Source organism: Streptomyces filamentosus (assembly GCF_014654895.1).
GTDB classification, from domain to species: Bacteria; Actinomycetota; Actinomycetes; order Streptomycetales; family Streptomycetaceae; genus Streptomyces; species Streptomyces filamentosus.
This window is the reverse complement of sequence record NZ_BNBE01000004.1, coordinates 84,646-104,788: the sequence shown is the minus strand read 5'-3', so window position 1 is coordinate 104,788 and position 20,143 is coordinate 84,646. Positions and strand designations below refer to the sequence as shown.

The following is a 20,143-nucleotide window of genomic DNA, read 5'->3' as shown; positions in this document are numbered from 1 at the left end:
GGCGCAGTGTCACCACCACCCCGAGGAGGACCCCATGAGCACGCACCACCACCCCATCGCGATCATCGGCGGAGGCCTCGGCGGTCTCACCGCCGCCCGCGTCCTCCACGTCCACGGCATCGAAGCCGCCGTCTTCGAACTGGAGCCCTCGCGGGAGGCCCGTACACAGGGCGGCATGCTCGACATCCACGAGGAGAACGGCCAGAAGGCCCTGAGCGCGGCAGGTCTCCACGACGGCTTCCTCAAGATCGTTCACGAGGGCGGTCAGGCCATGCGCCTGCTCGGCCCCGACGGCACCGTCCACGTCTCGGAGGAGGACGACGGCACCGGCGGCCGACCCGAGGTCGACCGCGGCGACCTGCGCGACCTGCTCCTCGACGCCCTCCCCGACGGCACCGTCCGGTGGGGCCGTAAGGTCACAGGCGTCCGCGCCCTGGACGGCGGGCGCCACGAGGTGGCCTTCGCCGACGGCTCCGCCATCACCACCGACCTGCTGATCGGCGCCGACGGCGCCTGGTCGCGCGTGCGCCCCCTGCTCTCCGACGCCCGGCCCGCCTACACCGGCGTCTCCTTCGTCGAGACCGATCTGCCGGACGCGGACGCCCGCCATCCGCGCAGCGCGGCGATCGTCGGCGGCGGGTTCTTCATCTGCCTCGGCGACGAACGCGGCTTCCTCGCCCACAAGGAGGGCGACGGCAGCCTCCACGTCTACACCGCCCTCAAGGCGGACGAGGACTGGCTCGACACGGTCGACTTCACCGACCTGCCGGCGGCCAAGCAGGCCGTGCTCTCCCGCTTCGAGGGCTGGGACGAGGCCCTGCGCGGCCTGATCGCCGACGCGGACACCCTGACCCCCCGCCGCATCCACGCCCTGCCGGTGGGCCACCGCTGGAACCGCGTGCCGGGCGTGACCCTGCTCGGCGACGCCGCCCACGTGATGTCGCCCTTCGCCGGCGAGGGCGCGAACCTCGCCATGCTCGACGGCGCCGAACTCGCCTCGGCGATCGCCGCCCACCCCGGCGACGTCGAGGCGGCCCTGACCGCCTACGAGGAAGCCCTCTTCCCGCGCAGCGAAGCCTCCGCCGCCGACTCCGCCCGGAGCCTGGACACGATGTTCGGCCCGCAGGGCCTGGAGCGGACGGCGGCGTTCTTCACCGCCGGCCCGGCAAACCCCTGACCCCGCCCTTCACGACCGCGCGGCCGCGGCCCCACCGGCCTTCCCCCGCAGAGCCGGACACCGCCGGCGCCGTGGGTCACCGCCCGCCTTCTGACGTCGAGGAGGGACACCGGGCGCTTCATCGCGGTGCGCGGAAAGCCGCTGCTTCTCCCCGCGTCGTTCCGCCTCTCGGCGGAAGCTCGGCCCGCGCCCCTTGTCCGGTGGGCTGTCCTGACCGGCTTTCTGGAGCGGAGTGCTCGGCGCACGCGCAACTCGTGCGGCGTCGGGCTCGGCCTGTCCCGAAGAACTCGCCGACGCCGGCGACCCCTTCGGTTTCTCCGACTCCGTCCGGGGCATCCGGCGCCGCGTAACATCCCTCCTCAGGACCGGGAAGGCATGGGACATGGGAATCTTCGGAAGGAAGCGCAGCGGGCGGCGGCCACCGCCGCCCGAACTGGTTGCCGAGGCCAAGGCGAATCCAGGGGGCTGGGTCTACGAGATCGACGGGAGCATGGTCGACGATCCGAACGGGGCCGTGCCCCCGGAGGCCATCATCGCGGCCTGGGAAGTGGACGCCCATGGGAGGCTGTCCGGCGGCTACCAGGCGAATCCGAACTACCGTCCTGGGCCGACAGGGCGGTAGCTCCCGCCGGGCGAGGCGGTGCGGCCGTTTCGTCCCGGTCGTCGACCCGCTGGTCCGGCCGTGCCGTCGACCGACGCGCATTGGACGCGGATCGAGCCGCCGCTCCCGGACCGGGCCGGAAGCCGGGGCAGGGTGGCCGGGGGCCGGGTCGGGCCCCGCCCGGGGCGAGCCCGGGGAAGACCCCCCCCAGGACCCATGTACGACGATTCGACCGCACCCTCCGGAAGCCCGAGCCCCGAACACGATTGACGAGGACGCGAGGAGGGTGGTTCGCTCGATCGTTCCGCCTCGGTAGGGCAACAAAGACTGGGGGACCGTCATGGCTGCGCTCAAGCGCTGCGTCTTTTGCCGTCTTCCGGTGAGCAAGAAGAAGCTCACCACCATCAGCGGCGGCAGACCGGCTCACCGGGCCTGCTGCCCCGCCCCCGCCCCCGATACCAGCACCGTCACGGTCACCTTCGCCCCCGTCCGTGTCGGCCCCGGCTCCTCTCCCGCCTTCGTCGGTCTGCCCCAGGCGCCGAAGCAGAAGCAGATGAGCCGTGCCACGCTGCTGAAACGAATAGAGGAACTGCGAAAGGCCGACGCGAAGAAGCGGGCGAAGGCCACCGCACGGCAGCAGCCCCGCACTCGCGCCAAGCCCATGCCCAAGCCCGCCGGCCCGCGCATCGGAGTCCGTTCCTCGACGCCCCAGCCCTACTACGGGGTCGAGATGAAGAAGGTGGACGGCCGGTGGGTCCAGCAACACCCCGAATCGGAATAGCCCGAGTCGCAGCAGCACGCTTCGGAACAGCCCGCGCCGGCCCGGCCGGACGGCCACCGCGCACGTTCCGGCCGAGACCGTCCCCTTTGCGCGGCCGGCGAGGGGGCCTACCCGCGAAGCGAGGCGTCGGCCCAGAAGGAGTGGGCCTTCCTCAGGAGCCCTTCCGCGGCGCCGCCGTACGATGCCGCACTGCTCAGCGCGGCGAAGGCTTTGCCGTAGAGGGCGAGTTCGCTCTGCTCCGTGACGTCCACGGAGGAGGAGACGAGCTCGACGTGGGCCCGGCCGCCGTCCCCGTCCCCGTAGATGTTGAACCCGTGGACGGGGAACAGGTCCACCCGTGCGGTGGAGGGAAGGATTCCGAGGGTGAGAGAGGCCAGGTCGAGTTCGCGCAGGAGCCGCTCGATCTGGTCCCGCATCACGTCGGGCCCGCCGATGTTCGTGTAGAGCGCCTGCTCCCCGAGGACGACGTCGTAGTGGTGCTCGCCGTCGTACAGCACGCGCTGCCGCCGCATGCGCATGGCGACACCGGCCGGCACGTCGTTCGGGATCCCGAGGAAGTCGACGACCTGGCCGAGGACCACGGTGGCGTACGCCTCGGTCTGGAGCGTGCCCCAGATCATGTGGGGCACGTACGCCTTGCCCTCGCGCGTGCTCCGGTACCAGCGCACCACGTCTTCCCGGACCGCTTCCGTACCGGCGGACAGACGATCCGTCCAGGGAACCGAACTGGTCACCGCACCTCCTCCCGGGTGGTGCCGCCGGGGCGGCTTCGGCGGGCGTCGCCGTTCCGGTCGAGGACGATGCCGGGCGTCCGATCTTGTAAGAGCGGGAATCGGCCAGGCCGGTGCCGGACGGGCCTTCGGCATCGTCCGGGCGGACCGGCATGACGTGTCCTTCGCCCGCGCCGGTACCTCGGCGGCCGACCGCACCGCCCGCCCCGGGGACGTACGAGAGCTCCTGTCGCGGCGGCATTCCGGTGTGCCACCGGTGAGAGATCACCCCCGCGGTGGCCGGGGACCGTCGAGCAGGCGGCCCGCCTCCTCGACGATCCGGTCCGCCAGGTTTTCCCGGTCTCCCGGCCCCACCGCCGCCCAGTCGTTGTGGGCGTCGGTCTTCTCGACCAGTGACCTGAGTCGCCGAGGGCGGCCCAGTGCACCCCCCCTCGAAGGTGATCAGGTCACCACCGGCGCCGGGGGCGAGGCTGCCGTTCGCGGTCAGCCGGACCACCGGCGCACGAGTTCTCAGCGGGCCGCTTCCCCGGAGAGGCCGGTGGCATCGGTCGGGAGGCCCTGGAGCAGGCCGAGTTCACTCGTCCAGGGCCCGTGCGACCATCTCGGCGGCCAGGGCGGCCTTGGTCGCGAACCTCAGGCCGTCGGGGATGCCGACTGAGCGGCACCGCTGCGGGTCCTGGGCCCCCTATGACGTCACGCACTCGGTCGGCACCCCGGCGAGCCCGGCCGAGCAGGTGCCGCACGCCGCCCGCGCCGGCGTCACCGGCGTGCTCGGCGATCGCCCGGCAGTTCTCCCTCGGCGGGCCCGCGAGCGGCCCCGGCACGAACGCCCTTGCTCGGCGGCGGGGTTCCACTCGGGCGAACCGGCCCGCCCCTTGCCCACCAGGTCCCCGGACACCGATTGCCACCGAGCAGGATCTGCGCCGTGGCCCACGACCACCGGCTCATCCCCGTTTGTCGGCACACCTCACGATGACCGACGGTGGCCGTCCTCACCGGAGATCCACCTCGCCCAGCACGATCCAAGGCCGACGCCGGACCGGCTGTCCGCTGTCAGAGGGTGGCGGCACGCAGCACGGCCAGGGCGACGGAGGCCAGGGTGAGGACCGCCGCCGGAGACGCGCCCTTGCGGTCGCCGACGCGCAGGTGGAATGCGACCGCCCCGGCGAAGTAGAGGGTCAGGCCGATCGCGGCGGCGATTCCCACGGGTCCCCACCAGAGACCGGCGATCACACCGGCCGCGCCCGCGATCTGAGCGCCGATCAGGAAACCCATCATGCCCTGCGGCACCCCGAGGGTGGACATCTGCTCGGTGATGTGCCGCGTCCGCAGGGACTTGGCCCCGGCCGACACCAGGAGAAGTGCCGACATGAACACGGTGACGACGACAAGGGAGACGAACACGGCTGGAACCTCAATCGTGCGAGATGCGGGTAAGGGAGCGTGCGCACCTCGACGACGATAGGCGGCCGTCAGGTACCTCCAGGTAACCTTCGGGGGCATGAGCCTGCGCCCCGGAATCGTCTTCCTCTCCGACTGTCCCGCTCTCCTGGCCATGGAGATCATCGCCAGCAAGTGGTCCATGGTCACGCTCTTCGCGCTGACCGACGGCCCTTTGCGCCACGGCGAGTTGGTCGAGCTGAGCGGTGGCATTTCGCGCAAGGTGCTGACCCAGACGTTGCGTCGGCTCCAGGCCAACGGGCTCGTCGAGCGGCACGCGTACGCCGAGGCGCCGCCGCGCGTGGAGTACGGCCTGACCGATCTCGGGCGAACCCTGGAGGAGCCCATCAGGATGCTCACCGCATGGGCGCGGGAGAACGGCGAGGCGGTCGTCACCTTCCGGGAAGCAGCCGAGGCGGCCAGGACCATCGAGGCGGATCGGGCGACTCCGGTGAAGCCCCCTCGCGGTGAGGGGAACCCGAGCCGTTTCTGATCGATGGAAGGGGCTGGACCCGGTCGAGCGGTGGTCCGCCGAACTCACGCGGAAGGGGCTCGGGCGCGGCGTCCACCGCTCCGTCCGGGCCCTCGAACGCGGCAGCCGGGCCTGGCTCGCCGACGGGAACGAGCACCCCGGACCGTTCGTCCCGACCAGGACAGCCGACGAGATCCTCGGCAAAGCCGCCGCTCACCACCGACCGATCTCCGACCCGGATCACCAGGTGCCGCGTTTGCCGCCTTCGAGCGGTCACGGTGTCTCCGTACCCGAGGCATCCCTCGGCCGTCCGGTCGCCATCCGCTTCCCGCCTCGCCCGCTTTCGTCGTACGGGGTGTGGCGCTCGTGCGCCGGTTCTCGGTGTTCTGGGTCACGGGAAGACCCACTCCACTTCACGAATCCGTGAACTACACAATTGCGTAATTCTGCATTTCCATGGATGCTGGCGTGGCTGCGCCCGCAGGTAGCCGCGGGCACAGCGCCAGCCCGAGACCCCGTCCACGAATCCGACGGGCTCGACGACGAGGAGGGTCGGGACGTGCCGGTTCCGCTGTACCAGGCGAAGGCCGAGTTCTTCCGGATGCTGGGGCATCCGGTACGCATCCGGGTCCTGGAACTCCTCCAGGACGGCCCGATGCCGGTGCGCGACCTCCTGACGGAGATCGACGTCGAGGCGCCGGCCCTGTCGCAGCAGCTCGCCGTGCTGCGCCGGTCCGGAATCGTGAACTCCAGCCGCGAGGGATCGACGGTGGTCTACACCCTGGCGGGCGGCGATGTGCGTGACCTGATGCAGGCCGCGCGCCGGATCCTCACCGAAATGCTGGCGGGGCAGAACGAGCTCCTCGCCGAGCTGCGGGATACTGAGACGGCGGGGCGGTGACCACCTCAGGGGCGGTGAACGCCCCGGGGAGGCGGGTGCGTTCACTGCTGCCCACCCGCGCCGACCTCGCCGCGACGGCCCGTGACCCGCGGCGCGACCTGCTCGCCGGCCTGACGGTCGCCGTCGTCGCGCTGCCCCTGGCCCTCGGATTCGGCGAGACCTCCGGGCTCGGCCCCGCGGCCGGCCTCGCGACCGCGGTCGTCGCGGGAGCGCTCGCCGCCGTGTTCGGCGGCTCGAACCTCCAGGTCTCCGGCCCCACCGGGGCGATGACCGTCGTTCTCGTCCCCATCGTCGCCCAGCACGGGACGAGCGGCGTCCTGACCGTGGGCCTGCTCGCGGGCCTCATCTGCGTCGGCCTGGCCCTGCTCCGAGCGGGCCGCTACATGGCCTACATCCCCGCCTCCGTCGTCGAGGGCTTCACCCTGGGCATCGCGCTCGTCATCGGCCTCCAGCAGATTCCCAACGCCCTCGGCGTCCCCGAGCCCGGAGGCGACCGGGTCCTGACGGTGACGTGGCGCGCCGTCGAGGAGTTCGTCCAGGCCCCGAACTGGACGGCCCTCGGGCTTGCCCTGGGCGTCGCCGGACTCATGCTCGGCGGCGCCCGGTGGCGGCCCGCCGTCCCCTTCTCGATCCTCGCGGTGATCGCCGCCACCGTCGTGGCGCAAATCTTCCGTCTGGACCGGGCCGAGCCGATCGGCGAACTGCCCGCCGGCCTGCCCGCCCCTTCCCTCGGCTTCCTCGACCCCTCCGCTCTGGGTTCCCTGATCGCTCCGGCCGTCGCGGTGGCGGCGCTCGCGGCGCTGGAGTCACTGCTGTCGGCCCAGGTCGCCGACGGCATGACCGTCGGCCAGAAGCACGACCCCGACCGCGAGCTGTTCGGGCAGGGCCTGGCGAACATCGCCGCCCCGCTGTTCGGCGGAGTTCCGGCGACCGGTGCCATCGCCCGTACCGCCGTCAACGTCCGTACGGGAGCGTCGTCCCGGCTCGCCGCGCTCACCCACGCGGCGGTCCTCGCCGTCATCGTCTTCGCCGCCGCCCCGCTCGTGTCGAAGATCCCGCTCGCCGCCCTGGCCGGTGTCCTGCTCGCGACCGCGGTACGGATGATCGAGGTCGGCTCACTGCGCGCGATGGCGCGGGCCACGCGCTCCGACGCAGCCGTCCTCGTCCTCACCGCCGTCGCCACCGTCGCGTTCGACCTCGTGTACGCCGTGGTCATCGGGCTCGCCGTCGCGGGCGCCCTCGCCCTGCGAGCGGTGGCGAAGCAGGCGCGCATCGACCAGGTGGACTTCCGCCCCGACCTGCCCGGCGAGCACTCCGACGAGGAACACGCGCTCCTCGCCGAGCACATCGTCGCCTACCGGATCGACGGCCCCCTCTTCTTCGCCGCCGCCCACCGCTTCCTCCTCGAGCTGACCGAAGTGGCCGACGTCCGAGTCGTCATCCTGCGCATGTCACGGGTGACGACCATGGACGCGACCGGTGCGCTCGTCCTCAAGGACGCGGTGGAGAAGCTGAACCGGCGCGGCATCGTCGTCATGACCTCCGGCATCCGGGCAGGGCAGCGGCAGGTCCTCGACTCGGTCGGCGCCCTCGAACTGCTGCGGTACGAGGGCCGGGAGTACGCGACGACCCCCGAGGCCATCGCCGGCGCACGCACCCACCTCCAGACGACGGGCCTGCTCACCGCCGTCCCGGCGCGCGAGCACGAGGGGACCGGCCCTGCCGACCCTCGGCGAACCGGTCGCCAACAGCGTCCCGCACGCCGCTGACGCCTCCCCGGCCATGACGGCCACCTTCGCGGCCGGCGAGTACGCCCTCGCGTTCGCCGTCCGCCATCGGCGAATCCGGTCCATGACCGGGCTGAAGCTCCCTGGCCGCGGCCCTGCGTCCCCGTTTACGCTCCACCCATGCGCAGTGCCTTCGTGTTCCCCGATGGAGGGCCGACGGCGACGGTCGCACGGCTTGACCGGCTGATGCCCGGCAAGGACGGGTACTGGTCGGACGAAAAGCTCTTCGTCGACTTCATGGACGATCAGGAAGGCCACCTGTTCGCCGGCTGGGATCCCGAGGGCGTGCGCCTGCTGGACTCCGCGCTCGGCCATCGCCCGTCCTGGGCCCTGCTGGTCGGCGTCTCCAGCCACATCGACGGCACTGCCGAGATCCGCGCCTTTGTGTCACACGTCCTCGAAGCCGGCGGCGTCGCCCTCGACGACTACTCCGACCACTGCTGGACGCCCGAAGAGATCGACGCCGAGTACAAGGTCGACGGTCTGGGCTTCTTCGACTTCCGCACCCACGCCGCACGGCACGGCCACCCGCCCTGGACCATCGCTCGCGCGAGTTCGGGCAGGCAGGCCTAGCCATGTTCGACCACGTCGCCGGGGTGCGTCCCGCAGGAAGCGGCAAGGCGGACTGCGGTCGTCGAGGAATGCCGGCCCGTCCTCCACCAACCGCTCGGCAAGGCTCATCGTGCCCAGCACGATGAGCCGAACCGTCGGATCCAGGCGTGAGCTTCACGCCGAAGAAGCCGGTGGTGACGGTGGCGGCGTGGACATGCGGAAATCGAGGTGCCGGAACCGGGCGGGCATTCCTATCCTCGATCCCATGCGCCACGAATCCGCCCTGCTGAACGTCATCGACGTGGAAGCCACCTGTTGGGACGGGCAGCCGCCGCCCGGCTCTGTGAACGAGATCATCGAGGTCGGCCTCACCGTCGTGGACGTGTCGGCAGGACGCCGCGTGTCCCGGCACCGTCTCTTGGTCCGCCCTACCCGGTCGAAAGTGAGCGACTTCTGCACCGAACTGACCGGACTGACGCAAGCTGAGGTGGACCGGGGCGTCTCCTTCGCCGAGGCATGCCGGATCCTCGTCGAGGAGTACGGGGCTGGGGAGCGGCCCTGGGCGAGCTGGGGCGAGTACGACCGCCGGCAGTTCGCTCGGCAGAGTCGGGCTGACGGGGTGGCCTACCCGTTCGGCCATCCGACGGAGCGCACCCACACCAACGCCAAGGCCGTGTTCACCGAGGCATACGGGCTGCGCAAGAAACCCGGGATGGACCAGGCCCTGCAGATCGCCGGACTGCCGCTCGAGGGACGCCACCACCGCGGCGAGGACGACGCGTGGAACATCGCGGCACTCGTTCTCGATCTGTCGGGCCGCGGGGCATGGCCGGTCACAGCCGTTTAGGTGTGTTGATCACGACCGTTGTTGACGCTGGTTGGTCTTGATCATGACGAAGACCTCGGGTGTGGCGGAGGCGCCGCGACCCCGGAACCGGCCGACGCGGCGAGCGTGCCCCCGGCGACCGCGAGCGCGGCGACAACGGCCCTGACCCTCTTCGCGATGCGCATGGATCCCCCTCTGGACGAACTCACCTTCGCGACAAAGGGGATCGCCCCATGACTTTCGGTGACTTGATTCTCCGTTCGAGAGCGTCCGGCGCCCAGGAGTGAACGCGGAGGGCGAAAGCCCGGCCGAGGCGGTGCTCCGACACTCGCGGAGTTCGAACCGGGACCGATTTCACGATCGAATCCCAGCCGTCCTTCTGTGGCTACTGGGTGCCGGGCTGCCGTTGAGGGCAGGCGGCGGTCCGGACCCGAGCGCCCCGCGGCGGCACTGCTCGTGCTGGGCGAGCGGGACCGCTCCGGCGGGTCGCCCGGAGGACGCCCCGCCGCCCCGCGTGCCAGTGCACCGAACACCTCCAACAGCCTGACCGGGGCCGGGTGGTCACCTGATGAGACCTCAAAGGGTGGACCGATAAGACCTGTTGGCGCCTTCTCGCCATAACTTCTTACTTGCCCTGTGATCAGACGACTTCGCCACATACTGAACCGCGTACGCATCTTGTTCCGACAATGACACGGAGGATCACGCATGCAGGCACGTCAAAAGTTTGCGGCGCTCATCGCAGGCACGGGGCTCGCCGTCGCCGGCCTCCTGGCCACCTCGCCAGCCCAGGCAGCCGCTCCCGCCGATCGGCCTGCGGGCGACCGCGCGCCGGCCGTCACCGTCGCTCCGGCCGACGCCCCGGCCGGGGCGCGCGTGAGGGCGTCGGCACCGACGATCTCGCCGGCCGCCGAGCGCGTCCGCTACGTCAGCGACGGCACCTACACCTGTCCGGCCGGGCGCCTGTGCGCCCGCGTATGGGATCCGACCCAGGGCTCGTACAAGGTCTTCGACCTGTACTACTGCAACACCTACTCGCTGTCCTACTGGGGCGGCGGCGGGGACGGAGGCGGCTACAAGAACTCCCAGACCAACGGGACGGTCGCCCGGTTCTACAACTCCTCCGGAGCCGTTGCCCACAGCTCGACCGCCCCCGACATCGCTCCCTCCTGGTGGAGCTGGGACCCGATCTGGAAGATCAAGAACTGCTGATCCGCACCGCCGCACGCAGGCGTCCGACCGGTCCTCCGGCCGGGCGCCGTGACGCGCCGGGCGCTCCTGCCGGGTCAAGAACCGCAGCACCAACCGGTTGGGTTCGGTGGAGCGCTCCGCAGGAAGCGCACGGTGGGTGACGTACGGCAGGCTGGCGGTGTCGGTCGTGGGCCAGGAGCGCCGGTTGCAGCCGATCGGCGCCGGCCCGGCCGGCCCGGCACTGGCCCGGTGGCAGAACGCGGACAACCACCCACCGTGCCCAGGGCACCCAGCATCGAGGCCCGTCCCGCCTCCGAACACCAAAACGTGCGACGCGGTCATCCGTGACACCCGCATGGCCAAGAACAGCCCTGTCGACAAGGGCTACGACTGCGAAGGCATTCAGCCGCGCACCGCCGCTCACCCCTGGATCGACCACGCCCGCGTCCGGAGAGCATGCGACAGGAGCCCTGGGGCTCTCTGTGGCCTTGCGAGGGTGCTGCTGGTACTGCTCCCGCTGAAACCTGTATCGGGACAACGGAAAGCGAAACGCCGGCTCAGCAAGAGTTCAGGGTTCCGCCTTGTGTAGTCGATGCCCGCTGAGCTGCAGCGGTGCGGAGTCGCACTACGTCAACACCGTTGACCGAGAGGGGCGTGTCCTGTCTAGGATCTGCCGGACCGCCACGCCAGCCCCCGCAGCCTTACGGAGTGCCGTGATTGCCCCAGAGCCGCATCCTGTCGTCGGGCCGGGTTTCACCCCCGCCCTCAGCTTCGCCTTCGAGGTCCGCGTCTTCCTCGCTCCCTCTCTGCACATAGGGCACGGGGGCGGCGAAGTCACCGAGTACGTCCCCATCACCGGCGGCACCGTCGACGGCCCCCGCCTGCGCGGCACCGTCCTGGCAGGCGGCGGCGACTGGTGCGACAGACGTCGCGGGGTCTACCAGCTCGATGCCCGGTACCTCCTTGAGACCGATGACGGCGCGGTCATCGACATCACCAACCGCGGTTACTACCACGAGGACGATCCCACCGCCCCCGCCCAGTACGACGGCGCCCTGCGGGTGTCCGAGCCGGGCGTGTACTACCGAACATCCCCCGTCTTTCGCACCGACGCCCCCGCTCACCTCTGGCTCGCCCGCACCGTCTTCGTCGGCCTCGCCCGCGGCGACGACTCCGAAGTGGCCATCCGCTTCTACTCCGTGACGTGACCACCACCGCGAAAGCCGCAAGTGGCTGCGCAGGTGAGACCGGCGAGCGCCTGTAGGCGGTTCCGGAGAGCCGTCTGGGCCCCTGCCCCTGTGGAATGTTGCTGAGAACCGGCAGCAGGCAGTTGCGCCGGAACCCAAGTGACGGCAAACGAATGCCGACCGTAGGCTCTCGGCGAAGGGCAGGTGCGGTGGACATCATGGTGCAGTGGATCAAGACATCCTGGACGAAGCAGTCGCGGGGCGGAGAGGCCGCTGCCCGCAGGAACGCGGTACCGGTCGGCTTCTCGCTGCCTCAGGCGCCCTCTGGCTGTGCCCACTTCGTCCAGATGTCCGAGCGTGATGGCTTCGAGCCGCGTTCGGGTCGAAAAGACCTTCGCGAGATCGGTGTCAGCCTGCGGGACGAAGGCGATCGGCTCCGAGTGCTCGCTCGTGTGGAACCGCTCTACGGGTTGCCGCCCCGGTCGCGCAGACCGCCGGCAGTTCGGCTGCTTCCCGGACAGTGGGTCCGCTGGCAGTTGAACTACAGGTTCACCAGCGCTCTGGGAATCCGAGGTTGGTCTTACTGGCTCGACACTTTCAACATCGCTTACGGCTCCGTCGACCGGGACGTCTTCCTGTCGGAGCCGATCGTGACCGTCGATGAGTGCGGGCCCGTTCGATAGAACAAGCGGACCACGCTCAGACTGCTGCTCGTTCCGCTTGGGCCCGGGCGGTGACGAGGCAGCAGGAGTCGGTCTTGAACTTCGGCAGCCCCCCGCCCCTCGTCGTGCAGAGCGCAACCGAGGTCCAGAAGCAGGCACCCAGGCACTCTCCCACCGCGCCCGCGTCATCGTCGAGGCACTCCCCGAGGCCGGCCTCAAGTACTGAGTCGGCGAGGCGCACCAGGGCGCGGGCGGCTCCATCCGCTGCAGCACCAACCGGATCACTGCCATCGTCCAAGCCGTCCTCGTCCTTCCTCACCCCTCGGCGTGAGGTGGGAAAAGGCTCGTGGCCGCCGGCCGAGTGACGGTCGGCCACGGAAAAAGCCGAGACCTCCGGCCAGAGCGATCGAGACGTCAGACGTCTCGAACCACTGCCCGGAGGTCTAGGCGGAGAGCGGGGCTATGTCTTCGAGGCTCCTGCGGCCGCGGGAAGGAACGGTGCCCGGACGATCCCGTGGACGGCAGCCATACCTTGCGGAGCCGGTGTGCCTGTGAATGGGCTCAGTGGCCCGAGCCGCCGTAGTACCCGCCGAGCTGGTCGCGATAGGCGGGGTCGCCCAGGTGCTTCTCCTTGTCGAACTCCGGCGCGTTCTTGATCTGCTCCTTGGTGAGCGACACCAGGATCCGCCGTTCCTCGTTGTCGATGTGCGTCACGGTGCTGGCGGGGAGCAGAACTTCCTTGCCGAAGATCCACACACCGGTGTCGACGACGATGTACTGGTTGACGACTTCGTTGGAATGCTTGTCGACCTTGCCGATGTGTCCGTCGGTGGCTTCGACCCTGTACCCCGTGAGGTCACTGTCCGGGCCGTGGCCGGCAGTCGGGACGTAGCTCCACATGTCGTTGTTCATTCAGGACTCCTCGGTCGATACCTGTAGTGCGGAATGCGAGGTGGTGTGAGCGGCGGGTTCGCCGAACACTCCGTTCAAAACAAAAGATCTTTTCCGGAGCCGCGTCGGCCGATGCGTGGAGGGGGAGGGGAGCCCGTGCGACGTTCTGTCCCGCGGATGCCCCTCTGCTGGATCCAAGATCGTCGTAGCTCCGGGAAGGAGCCCGGAAGCGGTCGCGCTCCCGCCGCCCGCGGGCCTGTCGTCCAGCGGCCCGTTCGAAGCGGAGCCTCTCCTCCATGGCCTGAGGGGAGCGTCAAGCAGGCCCCCGGGCCGGCTCGGATCTCGGGAAGCATCGATTCGTCCAGCCGGGGCGGTTTCCTCCGGCGTGTCCCGGTATGCCGAGAGGCCCCGGCAAGGGGAAGGGCCGGGGCCTTTCGGCATGGGGTTCCCGGTTCTAGCGCCGGAAGATGTCCTTGACGTCTTCCTTGGCCTGGCGGGCGTTGCCCTTCGTCTGGTCGGCCTGGCCTTCGGCGGTCATGCGTTCGTTGCCGACGGCGCGGCCGACGGTCTCCTTGACCTTGCCCTTGGCCTGTTCGGCGTGGGCCTTGCTCTTCTCCGTGCCCGACATCGGGACCTCCTCGTGAAGTAACCGGTTTGGTCTTGACCACCGCCTACTCGGGATGGCGAGACTTAAACCGCGGAGTTGCCGAGCTGCTCGGGCGGGACGTGGGCGCGGACCGGAGTCGACGGCGCCGCACGACAACCCGGTGCAAACGGATCCGTTCGCCCACCTGCGCGTATAAGAAGCACGTAAGCGCGATCTCTCGGCCCTTCGCCAGTCAGGGGGAGACCGCGAAAGCGAGGGCGTCGCCGCCGGACAGCAGTGGGTTCCCGGCCGGGACCCGCTGTCAGCTCGACCCGGGCACGGACCTGCCTGTGGGACTTGTTGTGTTCCTCTTCCCAGTCCGGGAGTTCGCTCCGGCTGCGCTGTCGGCGGTGCGGGATGACGAGGCCGATACCCGGATAGCCGCCGTCGGCAATCGTGGTGGTCTTGCCGACGGGGGCCTTGGCGCCGGATTCCTCCCACGCCTTGCAGCCGTTGCGGTACCCGGCAAGCGGCCGGCCGACCACGACGACCAGACCGGTATCGGTGTCGATGGCGACCTGGTGGTTCGTCGAGTATCGGTGGTTCTTCGACCACTCGGTGATGGTGCGGTCAAGGGTGGGCACCAAGCTGCCGTCCACGATGAGGACGGCGTCCTTGGCGAACAGATTGCGGGGGCTGGAGTGCGAGCAGGGGGCCGAGGTGGTTGATGACTCGGCCGCCGTCGACTTCGAGACATCGAACAGCGGGGCGAGCTGCCGCAACGTCAGGTCGGTTCGCCAGTAGGCCGTGACCAGCAGCAATCGGTCTTCCCGGGGCAGGCTCCACGGCCGCCCCTGGTGGACCACATCTGCTCCAAGGCGCCGGAGCGTGGTCAGCGGTTTGCCGAAGCGGCGGAGCCTCAGCCCCGGGAACGGGGTCATCCAGGACGGTTCCGATGCCGTGATCACACTCGCCACGTCATGATCACCGCGCAGGCCGGCCTCATGCCGAGACAGTCCCGCAGCTACGCTGCTGGGGGCAGTCAACAGTGAGCAAGACCCGGGGGGAACCGTGAACCAGCCTCTGCTGTTCCTCGACGTGGACGGGCCGCTCAACCCCTATGCAGCCAAGCCGGAGAGGCGCCCCGACGGCTACACCACACTCCGGATTCCCCGCAACGATGCCCATGGGGACGACAGGGGCCTTGCTCCCCGACGGCGCCCCCTGAGGGTCTGGCTCAACCCGGAGCACGGACCACTCCTGCTCCGGCTCGGCTTCGAGCTGTGCTGGGCCACCACATGGATGGACGACGCCAACCGATGGATCGCACCGGTCCTGGGCCTTCCGGAACTTCCCTTCGTGGACTTCGGCGACGTCCTGTTCCAAGAGCGCTCTGATGGAGTCCACTGGAAGACCGGACCGCTGGTGAGCTACGCAGGCGGCCGTCCCTTCGCCTGGGTGGACGACGAGCAGAGCGAACTGGATCAGAGCTACGTGACCGCCCACCACCAAGGACCCGGGCTCCTCCACCACGTCAACCCGCGGATCGGCCTACGTGAGAACGACTTCCACGCGCTCGCCGACTTCGCCCAGTCCCTTGACACCTCACGAACCACCATCTGAGCACTTTGCCGGCTCGGCAGGCACCTCCGCACTCGCAACCGAGATCTCTGCGAGACAGTCCTCGGAAAACAAAAACGAGGTAAAGCTCCCCAAGTTCTTTTTCAGGGTTCAAAATTCAGCGACATCACTTCCCCGGGAATGAGAGCGCTCTTCGCGCTGAGTGAAATGCCCTCTCGTGCCTCACGAACAAATTTGATCGAGGATTTCGAGGGCGTTTCGGCCGTGCGTCGTGTACGAATGGGTTACAGAAGCTCTTGCGCCGTCAGGACGATGAAGAAGACGCCCAGGGCGAAGGTGAACGGCATCAGGCACAGCTTGAAGACGAGGACGCCCGTTCGTTCGGCGTCCCAGGGGCGCTCGGGGTCGTAGGTTATGGCGATCGGCGCGCCTACTTTGGGGCCCGGCCAGGTCTGGGCGGAGCTGACGGTCTCGATCGTCTCGCCGTCGTCGGTGGTGAACCGGAAGAGGGCCGATCGTCTGCGGACGCCGGGCCGTGTTTCTTCTTCGTCTATTCCTATGACCACGCCTGTGGTTCGTACCAGGCGTGAACGTGATCGCAGATATCCGGTCACCTCGGCGGCCGAGCCCCATATGAGAGCGCCTCCCAGCAGAATCAGCATGAACATCTGAAACAAGCGCATCGCAACCCCCTTCTTTCTGTACGGCTGACGCAGGCGCAGATGCTGCGGAGCTATAGAGGTTAGGGAGGTGCCTTGGGAGGGGCGTCCACCCTGGGGTTGAAACTTTGGCGTTACAGGCGGCTCAGGTGTCCGATGCGCCTACGCCGCAGGGTGTCACCGAGTTTCTTCCCTCTCGTGCTGGAGGATGAAGCGGGCTGTTCTGCTCCGTGACGGTGCGGGCGCGCACCCCAACGGGTTGTCTGCTCCCGTTGTCTGCTCCCGCTGCGGGAGCTTGACCGACGTCCTGCACTACCTGGTGGGCGGCGGACGGCATGCCGCCGGAGGCGCGGGAGGGTCTGGCCTGTCGCCCGGCGGCGGGTCGTGCCGGACCCCGTGCGGCCCGCCGCGGCGTACGGGGACCGACACGACCCGCGCGGTGGCCCGCAGTGGCGTACGGCGGCCCGTGGCCGGCCCCCGCGCGGCCCGCTCAGGCCGGAATTCACCTCCTCCGGTGCCCGGATCAACCCCTATCGCGGCGATTCGCGTGCCTCTAGCCTGTCCGGCATGCCGCTGTTCCGGAGAGCCAAGAAGTCCGACAGTCCCGCCGCGTCTCCCGTGCCCGGATGGTGTTCCTGGTTCAGTCCCGCCGAGTGGCAGACGTTCCAGGCCCTGCTGAGCGACGTGTTCGTCGACGGCACTTCCTCGGGCCCGCCCCTGGTCCTGGGCGCTGACCGCGTACTGCGGCTGGCCGGCCCGGACGGGTCGCCCGTCACCCTCGACCTGTCTTCCCTGGCTGTCGCCCTCCGGGACGCGCCCCAGGACCGATGGCGCTCCAGGACCGTCGAGTTCGTGGAGGAGCGTCTGCACCGGGGCGACGAGCGCGAGGCCCTGTACGCGGGGTCTTTCGACCCTGTCCGCCACCTGCTCCTGCCGCGCGTCGTCCGTGCTGAGCACGTCTCCGACGATCTGCACGACCTGGCCTTCCCGCTGACGCGGGAGATGTCCACGGTGTTGGCGATCCGCCTGGAGGGCGGCCTGGCCGCACCCGTACCGCCGGGGCAGATCGACCGCTGGGGCGCCACTCCCCAGCAGGCGTGGGACGCCGCGCTGGCGAACCTGCGTGCCCTACCGCTCTCCCTGGAGGACGACGGCGGGGCCAACCCGATGGTGAGCGTGACCGATCCCGCCGGCTTCACCTGCACCCATCTGTTGCGCGCCGCCGAGATCCTCGGCCGCCCGGCCCCGCACGGCATCCTCGTGATGGTTCCCCACGAGGGTTTCCTGATGATGCAGGCGGTCGACGGGCCCGAGCTCAAGTGGTCGGTGATCGGCTACTCGGAAGTCACGCTCCAGCGCCATGACGAGGCCCCGGAGGCCGCCCGGCTCTGCCCCCGCGTGTTGTGGATCCACGAGGACCGGATCGAGTCCGTCGGGGTGACCCCCGCCCCACCGGGCAGCGACGCGCCGGGCACGATCAGCGGATCGGAGGAGTTCGTGCGCCTCCTGTCGTCGTTCGACCCGCCAGGTCGGGGGTCCTGAAGGGCGTTGCGCAAGGTCCGGCTCGGGCACGTCTGAAGGCGCTTCGCGCGGGTGGTCCACCCTGTCATGGCGAGGTTGCGGATGGGACGACGGCCTGGACGGGGCGGTGGAGGCCGTCGTCCCGTCCAGGCAGTCGCGCATGACCTTCCCGCTCTTCATCCGGGCGAAGGCGTGCTCGGCACGGGCTCCCGCCCGTCGGTGCTCGGCGTCGTCCTCTTCCTGACGGACCCGGAACTCCTCCTTCCCGTGATCACGTCCGGTATGACACGGGCGCGGCGGGGTAACGGACGCCCATGGCATCCGACGACTCCTCCGCCGCCGCGAGCGGCTCCGTACGGCCCGAGATCGACGTCGAGGCCCTGGCGCGCCTCCTGGACGGGGAGCACGCAGGGGTCCGCGACCTCGTACGGACCAACCTGGCGGCCCATTCCTCCGTCCTGGACGACGCCGAGCGGCTCGACCGGGAGGCGTTCCGCGAGCGGGTGCGGGACGTCGCGGTCACGATGGCCGGGACCGGGCAGACCGGTATGGGCTTCCCGGCGGCGTACGGCGGCGGGGACGACATCGGCGCCTCCGTCGCGGCCTTCGAGACCCTCGCGTTCGGCGACCTGTCGGTGCTGGTCAAGGTCGGGGTGCAGTTCGGCCTGTTCGGCGGGGCGATCCTGCAACTGGGCACCGCCCGCCACCATGACGCCTACCTCGCGGACCTGGTGGCCGGCCGGCTGCTGGGCTGCTTCGCGATGACCGAGTCCGGGCACGGCTCCAACGTGCAGGCGCTCGGCACGGTCGCCCGCTACGACGCGGCCGCCGGCGAGTTCGTGATCACCACCGAGGGCGAGGCGGCCCGCAAGGACTACATCGGCAACGCCGCCCGCCACGCGGAGCTCGCGGTCGTCTTCGCCCAGCTGGAGGTCGGCGGCGAGGCCCGGGGCGTACACGCGCTGATCGTGCCGCTGCGGTCCGGTGGCGAGGTCCTGGAGGGCGTCGAGATCGAGGACGACGGGCTCAAGATGGGCCTCAACGGCGTCGACAACGGCCGCATCCGCTTCCACGGCGTCCGCGTCCCGCGCGAGGCGCTCCTCAACCGCTTCGCCGACGTCACGCCCGAGGGCGCGTACGTCAGCTCCATCGACAATCCCGACCGCCGCTTCTTCACCATGCTGGGCACGCTCGTCCAGGGCCGGGTCTGCGTCGGCGGCGCCGGCGTGAGCGTGGCGAAGGTCGCGCTCACCCTCGCCGTCAAGTACGCCGTGCGCAGGCGGCAGTTCGGGGCGTCCCCGGGCGCCGGGGAACAACTGCTGCTGGACTACGGACTGCACCAGCGACGGCTGCTGCCGCTGCTCGCCCGCACGTACGCCCTGCACTTCGCCCAGGACGCCGTACGCGGGCAGCTGCACGCCGTCTTCTCCGGCGACGACGACTCACCGCAGGCACGCCGGCGCCTGGAGTCGCGGGCCGCGGGCATGAAGGCGCTCGGCACCTGGCACGCCACGCGCACCGTGCAGGAGTGCCGCGAGGCGTGCGGCGGCGCCGGGTACCTGGCGGTGAACCGCTTCGCCGCCCTCAAGGCGGACAGCGACGTCTTCACCACCTTCGAGGGCGACAACCACGTCCTGCTCCAGCTGGTGGCGAAGGGGCTGCTCACCGATCACGCCGGCGAGTTCGAGGACCTGGACCAGCTGGGGATGGTCCGCTACGTCACGGGCCTCGCGGTCGAGACCGTCATCGAGAAGACCTCCGCCCACAAGCTCCTGGAGCGGGTCCGCGACCTGCTGCCCGGCGGCGACGAGTGGGACCGGGAGGCCGGACTGCTCGACCCGGAGTACCAGCTGGCCATGGTCCGCTTCCGCGAGGAGCACATGCTCGGCGGCCTGGCCCGCCGCCTGAAGGCCGGCGTCGACGGGGGAGGCGACCCCGGAGCGGTCTTCTCCTCGGTGCAGGACCACGTGATCGCGCTCGCCCACGCCCACGCGGAACGGCTGGTGCTCGAATCGTTCGTCGACGCCGTGAAGGCCCTGCCCGACGGCGGGAACAAGGCCGCCCTGAAGCTGCTGTGCGACCTCCACGCCCTGACGGTGATCGAGGCGGACCGGGCCTGGTTCATGGAGCACGGGCGCCTCACCGTGCAGCGGTCCAAGGCGATCAGCCGCGAGGTGAACGACCTGTGCCGCGAGGTCCGCCCCCTCGCCGTCGACCTGGTCGACGCCTGGCGGATCCCGCCGCAGCTGCTGCGCGCGCCCGACCTGCTGGGCTGACGGGGCCGCCCTGTCCGGGGCGGGTTGTCCGCGTGTCCCGGGTCCGGTCCGCGGGTGCCCGGGACCTCGTCCGCGTGGTCCGGAGCCCTTCGTTCACGTGTGTTCGGAATCAGCCGTCCGCGTGACCGGAGCCTCGTCCGTGGGCCGCGCTCCGGAGGGCCGTGTACGGACCCGGGCGTGACGACCCGCGAGCGATGGCGTACGCCGCTCGGCGCTGAGCGGGCAGGACAGGGCCCGGACACCGGACCGCCTCGGCCGGTAGCCGTCTCCCTCCGTCGAGCACGGGGACGGCCGCCGACCGAGGCGGGCGGATGCGGAGGG

General features: G+C 70.2%; 19 protein-coding genes and 2 pseudogenes. 14 read left to right on the top strand and 7 right to left on the bottom strand.

What is annotated here, in order from left to right; genetic code table 11:
- Nucleotides 1-34 precede the first annotated feature (34 nt).
- The 3 genes from IE326_RS34310 (at nt 35) to IE326_RS34300 (ending at nt 2,559) form a co-directional block, all read left to right on the top strand.
- Nucleotides 35-1,177 (top strand): FAD-dependent oxidoreductase, encoded by a 1,143-nt coding sequence (locus tag IE326_RS34310; protein ID WP_190044364.1) that lies wholly within the window; start codon nt 35-37, stop codon nt 1,175-1,177.
- 382 nt (nt 1,178-1,559) lie between these two features.
- Nucleotides 1,560-1,799 (top strand): hypothetical protein, encoded by a 240-nt coding sequence (locus tag IE326_RS34305; protein WP_190044363.1) that lies wholly within the window; start codon nt 1,560-1,562, stop codon nt 1,797-1,799.
- A gap of 358 nt (nt 1,800-2,157) precedes the next feature.
- Nucleotides 2,158-2,559: a hypothetical protein gene (locus IE326_RS34300; protein ID WP_190044362.1), complete on the top strand. Its 402-nt coding sequence runs from the start codon at nt 2,158-2,160 to the stop codon at nt 2,557-2,559.
- A 107-nt stretch (nt 2,560-2,666) separates the two neighbouring features.
- On the opposite strand, the gene IE326_RS34295 is transcribed toward IE326_RS34300, so the two are convergent.
- From IE326_RS34295 to IE326_RS34290, 3 genes and pseudogenes are all read right to left on the bottom strand, one after another.
- The gene (locus IE326_RS34295; RefSeq protein WP_190044361.1) at nt 2,667-3,293 is read right to left on the bottom strand and encodes a DUF5753 domain-containing protein; all 627 of its coding nucleotides are present in this window, start codon (nt 3,291-3,293) and stop codon (nt 2,667-2,669) included.
- Nucleotides 3,294-3,870: 577 nt separating this feature from the next.
- Nucleotides 3,871-4,192, bottom strand: a pseudogene (locus IE326_RS42060) (hypothetical protein); the annotation flags it as partial.
- A gap of 151 nt (nt 4,193-4,343) precedes the next feature.
- On the bottom strand, nt 4,344-4,694 hold the full coding sequence (locus tag IE326_RS34290; protein ID WP_150233340.1) for a DoxX family protein: 351 nt from the start codon (nt 4,692-4,694) through the stop codon (nt 4,344-4,346).
- Between the two features lie 97 nt (nt 4,695-4,791).
- Here IE326_RS34290 and IE326_RS34285 point away from each other — a divergent pair, with 97 nt between their 5' ends.
- The 8 genes from IE326_RS34285 (at nt 4,792) to IE326_RS34250 (ending at nt 12,329) form a co-directional block, all read left to right on the top strand.
- Nucleotides 4,792-5,223, top strand: a complete 432-nt coding sequence (locus IE326_RS34285) for a winged helix-turn-helix transcriptional regulator (RefSeq protein WP_190044360.1) — start codon at nt 4,792-4,794, stop codon at nt 5,221-5,223.
- A 538-nt stretch (nt 5,224-5,761) separates the two neighbouring features.
- Complete coding sequence (locus IE326_RS34280; RefSeq protein WP_150233336.1) at nt 5,762-6,103, top strand: ArsR/SmtB family transcription factor; 342 nt, start codon at nt 5,762-5,764, stop codon at nt 6,101-6,103.
- A 35-nt stretch (nt 6,104-6,138) separates the two neighbouring features.
- The gene (locus IE326_RS34275; RefSeq protein WP_190044359.1) at nt 6,139-7,872 is read left to right on the top strand and encodes a SulP family inorganic anion transporter; all 1,734 of its coding nucleotides are present in this window, start codon (nt 6,139-6,141) and stop codon (nt 7,870-7,872) included.
- A gap of 138 nt (nt 7,873-8,010) precedes the next feature.
- On the top strand, nt 8,011-8,463 hold the full coding sequence (locus tag IE326_RS34270; RefSeq protein WP_190044358.1) for a hypothetical protein: 453 nt from the start codon (nt 8,011-8,013) through the stop codon (nt 8,461-8,463).
- A gap of 244 nt (nt 8,464-8,707) precedes the next feature.
- Entirely contained in the window at nt 8,708-9,289 is a 582-nt protein-coding gene (locus IE326_RS34265; protein ID WP_190044357.1) for a 3'-5' exonuclease, read from the top strand.
- Nucleotides 9,290-9,976: 687 nt separating this feature from the next.
- Nucleotides 9,977-10,480: a hypothetical protein gene (locus tag IE326_RS34260; RefSeq protein ID WP_150233328.1), complete on the top strand. Its 504-nt coding sequence runs from the start codon at nt 9,977-9,979 to the stop codon at nt 10,478-10,480.
- 692 nt (nt 10,481-11,172) lie between these two features.
- Complete coding sequence (locus tag IE326_RS34255) at nt 11,173-11,667, top strand: DUF3237 domain-containing protein (protein WP_229915802.1); 495 nt, start codon at nt 11,173-11,175, stop codon at nt 11,665-11,667.
- Nucleotides 11,668-11,855: 188 nt separating this feature from the next.
- Nucleotides 11,856-12,329: a hypothetical protein gene (locus IE326_RS34250; RefSeq protein WP_190044356.1), complete on the top strand. Its 474-nt coding sequence runs from the start codon at nt 11,856-11,858 to the stop codon at nt 12,327-12,329.
- A gap of 540 nt (nt 12,330-12,869) precedes the next feature.
- Here IE326_RS34250 and IE326_RS34245 read toward each other — a convergent pair.
- The 3 genes and pseudogenes from IE326_RS34245 to IE326_RS34235 form a co-directional block, all read right to left on the bottom strand.
- Nucleotides 12,870-13,220: a PRC-barrel domain-containing protein gene (locus IE326_RS34245; protein ID WP_190044355.1), complete on the bottom strand. Its 351-nt coding sequence runs from the start codon at nt 13,218-13,220 to the stop codon at nt 12,870-12,872.
- A 433-nt stretch (nt 13,221-13,653) separates the two neighbouring features.
- Nucleotides 13,654-13,827: a CsbD family protein gene (locus tag IE326_RS34240; protein WP_190044354.1), complete on the bottom strand. Its 174-nt coding sequence runs from the start codon at nt 13,825-13,827 to the stop codon at nt 13,654-13,656.
- Nucleotides 13,828-14,111: 284 nt separating this feature from the next.
- Nucleotides 14,112-14,762, bottom strand: a pseudogene (locus IE326_RS34235) (transposase family protein); the annotation flags it as partial.
- A gap of 94 nt (nt 14,763-14,856) precedes the next feature.
- On the opposite strand from IE326_RS34235, the gene IE326_RS34230 reads away from it, so the two are divergent.
- The gene (locus IE326_RS34230; protein WP_190044353.1) at nt 14,857-15,408 is read left to right on the top strand and encodes a hypothetical protein; all 552 of its coding nucleotides are present in this window, start codon (nt 14,857-14,859) and stop codon (nt 15,406-15,408) included.
- A gap of 242 nt (nt 15,409-15,650) precedes the next feature.
- Here the strand turns inward: IE326_RS34230 and IE326_RS34225 are convergent, their stop codons facing one another.
- Nucleotides 15,651-15,932, bottom strand: a complete 282-nt coding sequence (locus IE326_RS34225) for a DUF3592 domain-containing protein (protein WP_434093632.1) — start codon at nt 15,930-15,932, stop codon at nt 15,651-15,653.
- A gap of 660 nt (nt 15,933-16,592) precedes the next feature.
- On the opposite strand from IE326_RS34225, the gene IE326_RS34220 reads away from it, so the two are divergent.
- Both IE326_RS34220 and IE326_RS34215 read left to right on the top strand, forming a co-directional pair.
- Entirely contained in the window at nt 16,593-17,567 is a 975-nt protein-coding gene (locus IE326_RS34220) for a DUF1444 domain-containing protein (protein WP_190044351.1), read from the top strand.
- Nucleotides 17,568-17,860: 293 nt separating this feature from the next.
- Complete coding sequence (locus tag IE326_RS34215) at nt 17,861-19,822, top strand: acyl-CoA dehydrogenase family protein (RefSeq protein WP_190044350.1); 1,962 nt, start codon at nt 17,861-17,863, stop codon at nt 19,820-19,822.
- Nucleotides 19,823-20,143: the final 321 nt, after the last annotated feature.

Coding starts and splice junctions, on each gene's coding strand:
- IE326_RS34310 (WP_190044364.1), top strand. CDS start 35: ATGAGCACGCACCACCACCCCATCGCGATCATCGGCGGAGGCCTCGGC.
- IE326_RS34305 (WP_190044363.1), top strand. CDS start 1,560: ATGGGAATCTTCGGAAGGAAGCGCAGCGGGCGGCGGCCACCGCCGCCC.
- IE326_RS34285 (WP_190044360.1), top strand. CDS start 4,792: ATGAGCCTGCGCCCCGGAATCGTCTTCCTCTCCGACTGTCCCGCTCTC.
- IE326_RS34270 (WP_190044358.1), top strand. CDS start 8,011: ATGCGCAGTGCCTTCGTGTTCCCCGATGGAGGGCCGACGGCGACGGTC.
- IE326_RS34265 (WP_190044357.1), top strand. CDS start 8,708: ATGCGCCACGAATCCGCCCTGCTGAACGTCATCGACGTGGAAGCCACC.
- IE326_RS34260 (WP_150233328.1), top strand. CDS start 9,977: ATGCAGGCACGTCAAAAGTTTGCGGCGCTCATCGCAGGCACGGGGCTC.
- IE326_RS34245 (WP_190044355.1), bottom strand. CDS start 13,220: ATGAACAACGACATGTGGAGCTACGTCCCGACTGCCGGCCACGGCCCG.
- IE326_RS34240 (WP_190044354.1), bottom strand. CDS start 13,827: ATGTCGGGCACGGAGAAGAGCAAGGCCCACGCCGAACAGGCCAAGGGC.
- IE326_RS34220 (WP_190044351.1), top strand. CDS start 16,593: ATGCCGCTGTTCCGGAGAGCCAAGAAGTCCGACAGTCCCGCCGCGTCT.
- IE326_RS34215 (WP_190044350.1), top strand. CDS start 17,861: ATGGCATCCGACGACTCCTCCGCCGCCGCGAGCGGCTCCGTACGGCCC.